The 11,933-nt window shown below is 70.7% G+C and carries 14 protein-coding genes; 7 read left to right on the top strand and 7 right to left on the bottom strand.

Annotation, left to right across the window (positions count from 1 at the left end):
* Positions 1 to 105 precede the first annotated feature (105 nt).
* A complete protein-coding gene (locus J8403_RS42790) occupies positions 106 to 864 on the top strand; it encodes an IclR family transcriptional regulator (RefSeq protein ID WP_211127938.1) in 759 nt (252 codons plus the stop codon).
* Between the two features lie 321 nt (positions 865 to 1,185).
* Here the strand turns inward: J8403_RS42790 and J8403_RS42785 are convergent, their stop codons facing one another.
* On the bottom strand, positions 1,186 to 2,283 hold the full coding sequence (locus J8403_RS42785) for a MerR family transcriptional regulator (protein ID WP_211127937.1): 1,098 nt from the start codon (positions 2,281 to 2,283) through the stop codon (positions 1,186 to 1,188).
* Between the two features lie 121 nt (positions 2,284 to 2,404).
* Between J8403_RS42785 and J8403_RS42780 the strand changes: the two genes are divergently transcribed.
* On the top strand, positions 2,405 to 2,548 hold the full coding sequence (locus tag J8403_RS42780) for a hypothetical protein (RefSeq protein WP_211127936.1): 144 nt from the start codon (positions 2,405 to 2,407) through the stop codon (positions 2,546 to 2,548).
* Positions 2,549 to 2,637: 89 nt separating this feature from the next.
* Positions 2,638 to 2,925 carry a hypothetical protein gene (locus J8403_RS42775; RefSeq protein ID WP_211127935.1) on the top strand — a complete coding sequence of 96 codons (288 nt, stop codon included), beginning with the start codon at positions 2,638 to 2,640 and terminating at the stop codon, positions 2,923 to 2,925.
* A 32-nt stretch (positions 2,926 to 2,957) separates the two neighbouring features.
* On the opposite strand, the gene J8403_RS42770 is transcribed toward J8403_RS42775, so the two are convergent.
* Entirely contained in the window at positions 2,958 to 3,338 is a 381-nt protein-coding gene (locus tag J8403_RS42770; protein ID WP_211127934.1) for a winged helix-turn-helix transcriptional regulator, read from the bottom strand.
* A gap of 77 nt (positions 3,339 to 3,415) precedes the next feature.
* On the opposite strand from J8403_RS42770, the gene J8403_RS42765 reads away from it, so the two are divergent.
* From J8403_RS42765 to J8403_RS42755, 3 genes are all read left to right on the top strand, one after another.
* Positions 3,416 to 3,562 carry a hypothetical protein gene (locus tag J8403_RS42765; RefSeq protein WP_211127933.1) on the top strand — a complete coding sequence of 49 codons (147 nt, stop codon included), beginning with the start codon at positions 3,416 to 3,418 and terminating at the stop codon, positions 3,560 to 3,562.
* Entirely contained in the window at positions 3,559 to 4,227 is a 669-nt protein-coding gene (locus tag J8403_RS42760; protein ID WP_211127932.1) for a DsbA family oxidoreductase, read from the top strand. The genes J8403_RS42765 and J8403_RS42760 overlap by 4 nt, the downstream gene beginning before the upstream one ends.
* A gap of 291 nt (positions 4,228 to 4,518) precedes the next feature.
* Positions 4,519 to 5,160 (top strand): FMN-dependent NADH-azoreductase, encoded by a 642-nt coding sequence (locus J8403_RS42755; RefSeq protein ID WP_211127931.1) that lies wholly within the window; start codon positions 4,519 to 4,521, stop codon positions 5,158 to 5,160.
* A gap of 85 nt (positions 5,161 to 5,245) precedes the next feature.
* Here the strand turns inward: J8403_RS42755 and J8403_RS42750 are convergent, their stop codons facing one another.
* The 3 genes from J8403_RS42750 to J8403_RS42740 all read right to left on the bottom strand — a co-directional run bounded on the left by J8403_RS42750 (position 5,246) and on the right by J8403_RS42740 (position 9,032).
* On the bottom strand, positions 5,246 to 6,436 hold the full coding sequence (locus tag J8403_RS42750) for an alginate lyase family protein (RefSeq protein WP_211127930.1): 1,191 nt from the start codon (positions 6,434 to 6,436) through the stop codon (positions 5,246 to 5,248).
* 129 nt (positions 6,437 to 6,565) lie between these two features.
* Positions 6,566 to 7,525 carry an alpha/beta hydrolase family protein gene (locus J8403_RS42745; protein ID WP_211127929.1) on the bottom strand — a complete coding sequence of 320 codons (960 nt, stop codon included), beginning with the start codon at positions 7,523 to 7,525 and terminating at the stop codon, positions 6,566 to 6,568.
* Positions 7,526 to 8,249: 724 nt separating this feature from the next.
* Positions 8,250 to 9,032 carry an MBL fold metallo-hydrolase gene (locus tag J8403_RS42740; RefSeq protein ID WP_211128705.1) on the bottom strand — a complete coding sequence of 261 codons (783 nt, stop codon included), beginning with the start codon at positions 9,030 to 9,032 and terminating at the stop codon, positions 8,250 to 8,252.
* 92 nt (positions 9,033 to 9,124) lie between these two features.
* On the opposite strand from J8403_RS42740, the gene J8403_RS42735 reads away from it, so the two are divergent.
* The gene (locus tag J8403_RS42735; protein ID WP_211127928.1) at positions 9,125 to 9,727 is read left to right on the top strand and encodes a TetR/AcrR family transcriptional regulator; all 603 of its coding nucleotides are present in this window, start codon (positions 9,125 to 9,127) and stop codon (positions 9,725 to 9,727) included.
* Positions 9,728 to 9,805: 78 nt separating this feature from the next.
* Here the strand turns inward: J8403_RS42735 and J8403_RS42730 are convergent, their stop codons facing one another.
* The gene (locus J8403_RS42730; RefSeq protein ID WP_211127927.1) at positions 9,806 to 10,948 is read right to left on the bottom strand and encodes a PP2C family protein-serine/threonine phosphatase; all 1,143 of its coding nucleotides are present in this window, start codon (positions 10,946 to 10,948) and stop codon (positions 9,806 to 9,808) included.
* A 321-nt stretch (positions 10,949 to 11,269) separates the two neighbouring features.
* A complete protein-coding gene (locus J8403_RS42725) occupies positions 11,270 to 11,863 on the bottom strand; it encodes an ABATE domain-containing protein (RefSeq protein WP_211127926.1) in 594 nt (197 codons plus the stop codon).
* Between the last annotated feature and the right edge of the window lie 70 nt (positions 11,864 to 11,933).

Here is an 11,933-nt window from a genome sequence, read left to right as displayed (position 1 = left end):
TCCGCCGGGACGTCGAGGGGGGACGGCGGTTATTCTGGCAGGCGAAATACAATTCCGATCACCAGAACAGCCGCGCCGCAGTGACGACGGCGAGATGGAGGGGTTGTGGCAGTGCCGGCCGCCTACCCGGTGGAATCGATCGACAACGCCGCGCGGATCCTGCTGATGCTGGTGGACAACCCGTCGTTGCGAGTGGCCGACGTGTCCGCCGAGCTCGGAGTGGCCAGGTCGACCGCTCATCGGATGCTGACCACCCTGCAGGCCCGCGACCTGCTCCGCCAGGACGCCCGGACCAAGGGCTATGGACCTGGGCCCGCCCTGGCCAGGCTCGGCATCGCCGTGATGGGGGCAGTCGCCCTCCGCGACGAAGCGCGTCCCCTGCTGGAAAAGCTCGTCGAGGACACCTCCGAAACCGCGCATCTGCTCGTGCTGGAAAGCACAGAGACCGTCTTCGTCGAAGGTGTGGAGAGCCAGCAGGTAATCCGTGCCGGGGTGCGTACCGGGCAGCGAGGCCCGGCGCACGCGTCTGCCGCGGGGAAAGTGCTGCTCGCCGAGCTTTCCCGCGAAGAGTTGCGGCGCCGCTATTCGGGCGCGCGGCTGCGAGGCGGAACCGAGCGCGCGGTGAGCACCCGCCGGGCGCTCGAGGCCGAGCTCGAGAAGGTAAGGGAGACGGGCTACGCCACCAACATGGAGGAAAGCGAATGGGACCTCTGCGCGGTGGCCGCCCCGGTACGGAACCGCCAGGGCGTGGCCTGCGGTGCGCTGTCCGTATCCGGCCCGGCGAGGCGGGCGGAGGCCAAACTCGCCCTCCTCAGCGGCGCTGTCGTCGCCGCCGCCACCGAACTCGGCGCGCGGCTCGGTTAGGGCGCAGACTGAGCTCTCCGTCCTGGCGGTGGGTGAGGCTCGAGGCCTGCGGCATTGGGTGTCGGATCGGCCACCGGCCCTGGCCCTCATGATGGCCAGGCCGGCCCTGGACCCGTCCCGATGACCTGGACGGCCACCGGGCCTGGCCTGATCTTCATCCTTTGGCCTCCGGGTGCAGAGAGCACCACCGGCTCGCCGGGAAGCGCGTCGGCGAACCAGCCGAGCGCCGCCACGCACGCCTCGGCGGCGTACCCGCGTCTCCACGCCTCCACCCGGCGGGCCGTCCAGAAGCCGCCATGGCGCTGAACCTGGATCGTCGGGTCACGCTATGAGCAGGCGGAGGCCGAGATCTGCCGCGTCCAGGTCGGCGAGGTCGCTGTTGCGCCCGGCCCACCGGCCGGAGTCGAGGTCCTCCCTGAGGCTTCGCACCGCCCGCTCCTCGGCCTTGGGCCCGACCCTCGTCCACACCGATACCGCACGGCGCACCCGATCCTCCAGATACGCCCCCGGCCGGCGCCAGTACGCCTCGAACAGGCCGTCGGCGCAGTCCCACGGGATGGGCACCGGCTCAGCGCGGGCCCCGATCGCGTCCGCCATCCCGGCAAGCGCGGGAAACTCCGCGAGGACGGCGGCGAACTCGGGCAGGTAGTCGCGGGTGAGCCAGAACCGGTCCTGCCATCCGGGCTCGTCGGTGTCGAACGTGAGCACCACCACACGCCGGGCCACACGCCGCATCTCGCGCAGCCCCGCAAGCGGATCCCCCCAGTGGTGAACGGTGGAGACGGCCATCGCCACGTCGAAGGACCGGTCCTCGAACGGCAGACTCTCCGCGGCGGCGGCCACACACGGCGCCGAGCCGGCAGGCCGCTGCCCCCGCATGACCGCCGATGGCTCCACCGCGGTCACCTCGCGATCAGCAGGCTCGTAGGAGCCGGTGCCCGCCCCGACATTCAGCACCGTCCGCGCGTCGCCGAGCGCGTCCCAGATCTGCGCGGCGATCCGCGGCTCGGTACACCGCGTCGCGGTGTAAGCGCCGCCGATCGCGTCGTACAACCGCGCACCGAACATCCCCAGTTGCTCCTCCGGTGTCACCGTCAATCCCGCCGCCCGCGCCTCCAGTTCCCTGTCGATGGCCGCCACCATCGCGTCAGCGCGATCACGCCGCTCCAGCAGCAGACCGCGCAGCCGCCGCAGGTGCGCGACCGCGTCGGTGGACGGGTCGCCGACCAGCTCCGCAATCTCCCGCAGCCCGAAGCCCAGCCGCCGATAGGCCAGCACCTCCCGCAGTCGCTCCACGTCGCCCGCCGAATAGGCCCGGTACCCGGCCGCGGTCCGCGCCGACGGCCGAACGAGCCCGATCTGGTCATAGTGATGCAGCGTGCGGACACTCACCCCGGCCAAGTCGGCCACGCGTCCCACAGTCCAGTGATCCTCCACCGCACCGACTATGCAGCCTCACGCCACGTGAGGGTCAACAGCCCCACCCACGGCAGCGAGTGGTGAACGCGAAGCAGCGGTCCGAGGCGCCTCCTCCAAGCCGGTGCGATGTCACTGGAGCCGGCACCACTACCCCTGCCGGCTGCTCATCCACCAGATCCGCGTCGTTGAGGAGACCGACGCCTGGCAGGCCCCCGGAACCGGCGGCGGGGAGGACCTGGACGTCATCGAGCACGAAATCCGATGAGCGGTTCACGCTACCGGTTGCGCTGACGCGGGGAGCCGACAGCATGACATTGGGCGGGAGGGTCGGCACCAGGCCTCGGCCTGCTCTCCATGGCGCTCGCCATCGTGAGGGGTGATGCGGAGGCGGCCGGCTCGATCTCCGTAACATCTCTCCCGGCGTTCATCGGCGCAATCTGCGCCCTGCGCTTTCCCAAGCGGAAGCCCAACTCACGGGGTACGGCGATCTTCCTGGCTTCGCTGATGCTCTTCATCGGGTTCGGCACCATGGGGCAGGGGCGACCCGTCGGGCTGGTCCTGTGCGCGGCTGGTGTCACCATCGTGATCCTGCTGTCCCAGCGGCGGTCCGGTCACTGGTTCCGCCGTCCGGTACGCCCCTGACAGACCGGAACCCGCGGCTGCTCCGGCACGCTTCAGGAGGCTTCGTCGTGGCGTCGGCGGGCGGCCCGGATCTCTTCGCGGTGGGTGTTGGCCCAGGTGTCCAGCGCCCTGAGGGGGCCCAGCAGGGTCCGGCCGAGGTCGGTCAGCTCGTAGTCGACCCGGGGCGGGACGGTCGCGTGCGGGGTGCGGGTGATGAGGCCGTCGCGGGCCAGCGCGCGCAGCGTCAGGGTGAGCATGCGCTGGCTGATCCCTTCGATGGCGCGATGCAGCTCGGAGAAGCGGTGTGTGCGCCGGCCGAGGAGGACGACGATCAGCACGCTCCACTTGTCGCCGACCAGGTCGAGCACCTCACGGACGGCGCAGTCGTCGGTCGGCTCGATGGCCTCGGGCACATTCATGTTCGTGGCTGACATCAAAGTGCCTCCTTCCCGTTCCTCCCATGCTGTCGCAGACTGGGGTTACGCACAATAAGTAACCCAAGGAGGATCCCGTGAGCACCTCACTGGATGAAGCCCCCGAGCCCGGGGCGCAGCCGGGTCCCGCGCCGTCCGGCGAGGAACCGGCCCCTGCCCCTGCCCTGGTCGTCGTCGGGGCCGACGACGCTCCCCTCTGCTCGGACGGGGTGTGCCCGCTGTGAGCGGGCAGCAGCGGTTGCGGATCGAGGTGTGGTCGGACGTCGTGTGCCCGTGGTGCTACATCGGCAAGCGCCGACTGGACAAGGCACTCGACCAGTTCGGGCACGCAGACGAGGTCGAGGTGGTGTGGCGCAGCTTCCAGCTCGACCCCGCTCACCGTGAAGGCGTGCGGGAGCCCGTGTACGACGCCCTTGCCAGGAAGACGGGCGGCTCGCCGGCGCAGGTCCGTGCGATGACCGGGCAGCTTGTGGAGCTGGGAGCGGCGGAAGGGCTCGCCTACGACTTCGACCGGGCCGTCCTCGTCAACACCTTCGCTGCCCACCGCCTGAATCAGCTCGGCCGTGCCCACGGCCTCGGCTCCCAGATGCACGAGCGGCTGATGCGCGCCTACCTGATCGAGGGCGAGGTCGTCGACGACGTCGAGACCCTCGTCCGGCTCGGGAACGAGGTCGGCATCCCGGCCGACGAGGCACGCGAGGTTCTCGCCGGTGACGCCTACGCGGCCGACGTCCTGGAGGACACCCGCGAGGCTCAGGCGCTCGGCGCGAGCGGAGTGCCGTTCTTCGTCCTGAACCGCGCATACGGCCTCTCCGGCGCGCAGCCGGTCGATACGTTCCTGTCCGCGCTGCGCAAGGCCGCTGCCGCGCCCGGCACGGCAGCTCGCTGAGCGTCCACCTGCCCCGGCGGACAGGAATCAGCCGCCCCGGTCCCGCCGGGGCGGCCCCGGTCGCCGCTCATCACTTCCGGCACTCCGTGGCCCAGCACCTCCGGCACCCCGTGTCCGGCCGCTTCCCGGCCGGGCAGCCGGCACCCCGCTCGATCTCCTGAGGCAGTCCCTGGCGCCCCGCACCGACCTCGGGCCCGAGAGCCGCGCGGTCCGCATGCGCGTCGCACCGGGCGCCGACGCGCCCGCCCGTCCGTCCTGCCACCCACCGAAACCGAAAGAGACCACACAGATATGTCGTATCTGCTCCACATCGATTCCTCGGCCACTCCCGGCGACGGATCCTTCTCCCGCAAGGTCGCCCGGTCCTTCCGTGCCTCCTTCACCGGCCCCGTCATCCACCGCGACCTCGGCCTGGCACCCGTCCCGCACCTCACCGCCGAGAGCATCACCGCCCGCAGCACCGACCCCGCCCAGCACACCCCGGCGCAGGCCAAGGAGCAGGCCCTCCAGGACGAACTCATCGAGGAGTTCCTCGGCGCGAGCGCCTACCTGTTCACCATCCCGCTGTACAACCTGACGATGCCCTCGGTGTTCAAGGCATGGCTGGACCAGATCCTGATCTTCGGCCGAACGCTGACCATCGGAGCCACTCCGCCCACCGCCGGCCGCCCCGCCACCGTCATCACCGCCCGGGGCGGCAGCTTCGGACCCGGCACCCCCAACCACGGCATGGACCACCTCGTACCGTCACTCGAAGCCATCCTCAACCGGATGCTCGGCCTCGATCTGCGCATCATCCTCCCCGAACTCACCCACGCCCCCCACGTCCCCGCGATGGCCGACCTCATCCCCCTCCACGAGACCGCCCTGGCCACCGCACACGAACAGGCCGCCCAGCAAGGCGAACTCCTCGCGAAGCGCTTCGCCGCCTGACGCGCGCCCGCCCGCGCGAGGACGCGGGGTCCGCCGCTCCCGTACCCCGGCCCCGGTGGCAGAGGGGGGCCGGGGTGTCGCTCGGTCAGGACGGGTTGTCCGCGTGGGTGAGGGTCGTCCAGGCGTTGAAGTAGTTGTCCGTGCCGGACGGGCGGTGGCCCTCGGTGTACTTCTGAGTGTTGGACATGCTGATGCCGAGGCGGTTGTGAAGGGCGTTGAAGCCGACCTCGGTGACCTGGTCCAGGCCCTTCTTGACGGTGCCTCCGCACAGCCAGGAGGGCACGGTGGTGCCGTTCTCGTAGGCGGTGTGGAAGCCCAGTGCGTAGCGCAGCCGGTCCTGGATCTTCGGGTAGAGGTCCTGGCCCTGGATGCGGCTGGTCTCCGCGATGTCCGCGATGGAGGCGATGCCCCAGCCGGTGTGCCCGAAGTCGCGGCAGGTCTCCTGGGCGAGGCCGTCGGCGAAGGTCTTCTGGCCCTGCCAGTACTTGATGATCTCGGCCTCGGTGTCGATGCTGCTGTCCGCGGGCGGTTTGGGCAGGTCGCCGTCGCTGGTCAGGTATACGTACGCCGGGACGCGGTCGAGGTAGGTGCTGACCGCCTTGTCGTAGGCGGAGCGGTCATCGAGGAAGACCGCGATGCCGATGGCCGCCTCGGTCATCACCAGCTCCCAGTTGCCGTTCTTGGTGGCGGCGCCGTTGATCACCTCGGGGAGGTACACGTTCCGCAGCATGGTGGCGAAGCGTCCGGCGCCCGGCCAGCCGCCGTCGTAGGTGTACTTGATGATCTCGGCGGCGCGCGGCCAGGTGGCGCCGGACCAGCCGGACTGCAGCGGGGCGTTGCTGTTGGTGTGGTCAGTGATCGTGGCGGACCAGGCGTCCATGATCTCGATGGACTTCTTGGCGTACTTGCTGTCCCGGGTGAAGTACCAGGCGAGCGCGTCGGTGTAGGCCGCGATGGCGTCCTGGCGCTCCTCGGTGCACCCGTGGTTGGGGTTGGACGACGAGCCGCACTCCACGACGGCGCGTGGTTTCGGGGTGCGCGACAGCGAGGCGTAGGAGCTGCCCATCATGTCGTCGTAGGCGGCCTTCCAGGGCTGCTGGCCGGCCTGCACCTTCGCACGGGCGTAGTCGAGTTGGGCCCGGCTCACCAGTACCCCGGGGTGGGTGAAGGCGGTCGGCGCGGCCGTGGCCCGCGGGGCCGGTCCGCTGAGCTGAAGGCTCAGCAGACCGGCCAGCAGGGCGAGAACACTGAATAACGCGGTTCTGGTTCGTGCCATCCGATGACCTCTTCCGTTCATGTATAAGAACATAGTTCCCACATACGGACAGGATGGCCTGGACCATAAGGACCGCCCGTAAACATGTCAATGCCTGCGGGCGATGGCCGGGAAGTCCTCTGAGACCGCCTACTTGGATTCGACCCGCCCGAGCGGGTCGGGGCCGGAGGCCAGCGCGTCACGCGCGGTCTGCCAGGCGGAGTCCTCGGGGTAGAGCTCGCTGCGCAGATAGGCCCAGGTGAGGCGCGCGACCGCGGCGACCCGCTCGGGGTTCTCGTCCGTGGTCTCGGCGACGTCGTATCCGGGGATCCCGCCGAGCGCGTGCCCCGCGCCGAACAGGGTGAGCAGGGACTTGGGGCCGGGGCCCAGGGTGTAGGGGTCGGTGTGCCAATCCGGTCCCATGTCGGTGAAGTGCCGGGAGTCGTCCTCGTCTCCGGCGACGACCAGCGCGGGGGTGGCCATCGTGGAGAAGTCGATGGTCGCGAAGACCGGCAGCATGTCGCCCATGGGCCCGTTGAGGACGTCACCCCTGCCGGGCGCGGCGAGCAGCACGCCCGCCTTGATCCGGGGTTCGAGGAGGTTCACTTCCTCGCCGGTGTCGGGGTCGGTGAGCTTGGCTCCGAGCAGGGTGCTGGCGGTGAAGCCACCGAAGGAGTGTCCGGCTACGGCAATCTTGGTGTGGTCGATCCGCCCGGCCAGCAGCGGCACGGCCTTCTCGATCTCGTCGAGCCGGTCAAGGATGTGGGTCATGTCCTCGGAGCGCGAGCGCCAGAAGAAGGGCGCTCCGGGGGCGTCGGCGACCAGGTGGCTCAGGGTCCTGGAGGTGAGGTGGGTGGGCTGGATGACGACGAATCCGTGGGCGGCCCAGAAGTTGACCAGCGGCGCGTAGCCGTTCAGCGAGGAGAGGTTGTTCGAGGGGCCGTGACCGTGGGAGAGCAGGATGACGGGCAGGCCGGTTCCGGTCTCGGGCGCGGAGACGCGTACCTGGAGGTCCACGGGACGTCCGGGTACGGACAGAACCACCGGGCTGTAGGACAGGACCGGGGCGGGCGAGCCCGAGGGGTCGGCGGTGGTGGTGGATGTGCTCATGATGCGTTGGTTGCCCTTCTGTGGACCCTGCCGCCGTGCGGTCTGGTTCGGCCGGCGCATGACGAGGCGGTCAGGAGCGGTCTGCTTCGACCGACCTGAGATGGAACCTTGCTCCATTTAGTATTCGGAACGTCGCTCCGCTTTGTCAAGCTGTGCGGGGAGGACAGGGAAGGCGGCATGCGAGTACGAGAGTGATCTCGTCGTCTCGGTACGGGCCGAAGCCGCCGACGGCGTCGCCTTGCTGACACTCCGTCACCCTGACGACGAGTCGCTTCCGCAGCGGCAGCCCAGTGCCCACATTGACCTGCCGCTCGCCGACGGCCTGGCGCGAAACTGCTCATCGTGCGGCGCGCCCGGCGACCGGACGGCGTGGCGCATCGGTGTGCTGCGCCTACCGGACGGCCGTGGCGGCTCGGCGTACGTCCACGACAAGCTGCACGTCGGCACCCAGGTGCGACTCCGATCAGCAGCGCCGTGCACACCAGCGCGGTGACCGGGACGACGGTCCGGTTCACGACGCCGAGACGGCGTGCCGCGCACCACCTCTCCTCCCCCGCACCGCGCGTCACCAAGGACAGGCGGCACCCGGGGCGGAAAGGTTCACACGATCCTGGGCGGTCCGGGCTGCGCCGCGCCCCTCGGCCCGCAGACGTTTGAGCATGAGAGTGGCCGACCGATCCGCTCCGCCACATCCGGGCTCGCGGACTATCCGCGGAGCTTCCGGTCATGTGGCCAGGTCCAGCCATTCCCCGACGGCCATCACGTGTGCGCGCGGTCCGGCGTGGGTGCGGAACTCGTTCTCCGGGTCGGAGACCTCGACATAGCCCGCCATCTTGTCCGGCTGCTCCGTCTCGTAGTGCATGGGCACTGCGTACCGGGCGTCGAGGATCTCCGCGGCCGCGGCGGCCTGCCTCGGGTCCATCGCGGCGGGCAGCGGGCTCGGCGGCTGCAGGTGCGGCGCGTCGACCACCGCACCGTTGGCGGGCAGGAACACCGCGTCGAGGGGGCTGAACCGACGCGCGATGAGCCACCAGTAGCCGTGGAACATCGTGTCGCCGCCGTGGAAGACTCGCTGCCCGTCGGCCTGCACCACCCAGTTCAGCTGCGGATCGCCCAGCCCGTCGACGGAGGGGACCGCGGTGACGCGGAACGGCCCGACGTCGCGGGTGGACCAGGCATCCACGACCTCGGCGGCCAGCCGGTGCAGGACCAGCTCGCGCTCGGCCGGCAGCGTCGTCACGTTGTCCACGTCGTCGCCGTGACCGGGCGCCGGTCGCAGCACCGGCGCCCGGGGCGTCAGCGCGTTCGCGAGCGCGGACGCGTCGGTGTGGTCCCGGTGCAGGTGGGTGACGAGTGCGGCGGTGACCTTCCCGCTCGGCACCGCCAGCCCCTCGCCGGGCTTCCACCCCGTGAACAGCGGTGAGAGGTCCCGCACATAGTCGATCACCAGTCGCTCGCCACCCGCCTCGATCTCCACTCCGGCCCAGCCCAGTCGTCGCACCCGCATCCCGCACTCCTTCGTCCCGGTGGTTGCCACGGAATTTAGCGTACGGTCGTTCGCCAAAGCAATAGCGAACGGCCGTACGCTATCCTTGTCGCATGTCACCACGACGCTCAGCGGCGGAAGCGCAGGCCACCAGGGGCCGGATCCTCGGCCGTGCCGCCGAGATCGCCTCCGAGGAAGGACTGGACGGCATCACCATCGGCCGGCTCGCCGAGGAGCTGGAGATGAGCAAGTCCGGGGTGCACAAGCACTTCGGCACCAAGGAGACGCTGCAGATCTCCACGCTGGACAAGGCGTTCGTGGACTTCTGGCACCGGGTGGTCGAGCCCGCACTGGCCGAGCCACCGGGTCTGCGGCGGCTGCGCGCGGTGTGCGCCAACTCCGTGGACTACCTGGAAGCGCCGCTGCTGCCCGGCGGCTGCCTGATGACCGCGGCGCTCACCGAGTACGACGGCCGCCCCGGCCCGGTCCGCGACGCGGTGGCCGAGGTGTGGTCGCGCTGGCGGGAACAGCTGCGGGCGGACCTGGCCGCGGCGGTGGACAACGGCGAGCTGCCCGCCGGGTTCGACATCGACCAGGCACTGTTCGAGATCGTCGCCGCCGGACTGGCACTCAACGCCGCCATGCAGCTCCACCACGACCGGGCGGCCGCGGGCCGGGCCCGCCGTGCGATCGAACGGGCCCTGGACCAGTCCTGACCCCACGCCAGACCGGGCACCGGGCACCGGGCACCGGCTGAGCACGCCAGGATCAAGATCCCCGACAGCGGCGGCTTCTCAGCGAACCGGCGCCAGGGCCAGGATCGCCATGTCGTCATGCCGCCGGCCCCCGGTCCAGTGGGTGACATCGGCAACGAGTGTGTCCACCACCTCCGACGCTGTGCGCACATCCCGGCCGGCCAGCCTCGTACAGGGTTCGTAATAGGCACCGTGCCGGTCGCGCGCCTCGGTGACGCCGTCGGTGACCAGCAGCAGGCAGTCCCCCTGGTGGAAGGGGAAGGTGTCAGAGCCGGACACGCCGGCATCCTCCGGCAATCCCAGCCCCAGGGGGAGCCCCGGAACCGCGGGCTCCAGCGACATCACCCGGCCCCCGCGAATCAGGTACGGCGGCGGATGGCCGCGGTGGTGCAACCGCACCCGCCCCTCCTCCTCGCTGACCTCGACCAATACGGCGGTGGCGAACCGCTCCAGTGCGTCCGGCTGGTCGCCGACGTCCGCCACGAACCGGACCAGGGCCCGGTCCATGTGCTCGGCGAGCTCCCGCAACGTCGCCGCCTGCTCCGCCGCCTCACGGAAAGCACTGGTCGCCACGGCCATGGTCGACACGGCCGTCAATCCCTTGCCCCGTACGTCCCCGATCAGCGCCCGCACCCCGAACGGCGTACTGCGCACCGCATAGAAATCCCCACCGACCAACGCCTCCGCGTCCGCACACTCATACCGCGTGGCCACCGACACCGCCCCCACCCGCGCGGGCGGCAGCGGCAGCACCGCCCGCTGCGCCACCTCGGCCACAGCGCGCACCGCCGCGAAACGCTGCCCCTGACGCTGGACCACCCACTTCAGCCACAACGCGATCACACTGATCACCGCCACGTCCAGCAGGTTCACCACCACCGCCGTCAGCGGGCGGTTCACCAGCACGTCCACACACACCGCCAGCACACACGCGACGGCCGCGGTGATCACCGCACCCCGGAACGCCAGCACCATGCAGGCCGCCAGCGGGCTCGCGGACAGCAGAGGCAACCCGGCATACGGCACCGGCCCGAAAACATCCAGCACCACACCCCCGACCAGCAGCAGCACCGGCACTGCGGCGAGCAGCCCGGCCCAACCGCCACGCACCTTCGCCGCCCCGCCCACCACATCCCGGCGCGCACCGGCCCCCCGGCCACCGGCCCTCACCTCATCCGCCATCCATCCTCTCCCGCTCCATGTCCGGCCTACGGCGGCGAGAGAGTGTTCTCCCGCCCATACCGCCATACCCGACGGCACGGACGGAGCGCGGCCTGACGCCATATCACCCCCGATCGATGGCGAGCGGAGGCGACCGGCCCCCAAGGGCCGGCCATGCTCGCAGGCAGCGGCCGGTTGGCCTCGCGGTCGGCGAGGCTGGAGGTGCCCATATCGGCCGCGTAGGACTGGAAGCTGTCAACGATCTCTCGCGGCACCTCGTCACCAAGTGCCGCGCCCTCGGCTCGGGCAACCAGGGGCTGGGGCTGGTGCCGGGCGGCGGGGTCAGGCGGGGTTGGTGCGGCGGGCGTAGGCGCGGGCGGCACGGGCACGGTCGCCGCAACGGGTGGAGCACCAGTGGCGGCGGCCGTGGCGGAGGAGGTAGCGGTTGCAGGGGGTGGAGCCGCAGGCGGTGAGGCGTTGTGTGTCGGGGGAGGTGAGGAGGTCGGCGGCGTCGGCGGCGAGGGTGGCCAGTGCGTGGTCGATGATGGCGGTGGTGGGGTGGGGGGTGGTGCGGTAGGGGCCGGTTGTGGCGTCCCACTGCAGCAGCGGTGCGGTCGGGACGCGGGTCATCGCGTCGTTGATGGCCATGATGGCTGCGGGGAGGGCGGGAAGCCCCGCGGCCTGGGAGGCGAACAGCGACCGGATCTGTTCGCGCAGCGAGCGCAGTTGCGTCGCGCACATCTCGCGCATGCCGGCGTCGGCCGGGGCGAGGCCGCGTTGTGTCAGCCAGTGGTTGGCCTGCGCGGGAGTGCCCAGGAGATCGAGGGTGTGCCCGCCGGGCAGCGCGATCGCGCTGTTGGCGAGGGCGAGGGAGGGGTGCTCCTCCTCGCCTTGCGCGGGTGGCAGACCGGGCGGTTCGATCACGGGCTCTTCCATGTTCCTCATGTTACGGCTCACCCGCATCCGTGAGAAGCGTGCTACGTTCCTCTCACGGTTCGACTGCATC

Source organism: Streptomyces yatensis (assembly GCF_018069625.1).
GTDB lineage: Bacteria > Actinomycetota > Actinomycetes > Streptomycetales > Streptomycetaceae > Streptomyces > Streptomyces yatensis.
The sequence above is the reverse complement of the archived record's forward strand: the minus strand, read 5'-3'. Positions and strand labels throughout refer to the sequence as shown.

Coding starts and splice junctions, on each gene's coding strand:
- J8403_RS42740 (WP_211128705.1), bottom strand. CDS start 9,032: ATGCGGGTGCGACGACTGGGCTGGGCCGGAGTGGAGATCGAGGCGGGT.
- J8403_RS42725 (WP_211127926.1), bottom strand. CDS start 11,863: ATGGAAGAGCCCGTGATCGAACCGCCCGGTCTGCCACCCGCGCAAGGC.
- J8403_RS42745 (WP_211127929.1), bottom strand. CDS start 7,525: ATGAGCACATCCACCACCACCGCCGACCCCTCGGGCTCGCCCGCCCCG.
- J8403_RS42750 (WP_211127930.1), bottom strand. CDS start 6,436: ATGGCACGAACCAGAACCGCGTTATTCAGTGTTCTCGCCCTGCTGGCC.
- J8403_RS42735 (WP_211127928.1), top strand. CDS start 9,125: ATGTCACCACGACGCTCAGCGGCGGAAGCGCAGGCCACCAGGGGCCGG.
- J8403_RS42770 (WP_211127934.1), bottom strand. CDS start 3,338: ATGTCAGCCACGAACATGAATGTGCCCGAGGCCATCGAGCCGACCGAC.
- J8403_RS42755 (WP_211127931.1), top strand. CDS start 4,519: ATGTCGTATCTGCTCCACATCGATTCCTCGGCCACTCCCGGCGACGGA.
- J8403_RS42775 (WP_211127935.1), top strand. CDS start 2,638: ATGGCGCTCGCCATCGTGAGGGGTGATGCGGAGGCGGCCGGCTCGATC.
- J8403_RS42730 (WP_211127927.1), bottom strand. CDS start 10,948: ATGGCGGATGAGGTGAGGGCCGGTGGCCGGGGGGCCGGTGCGCGCCGG.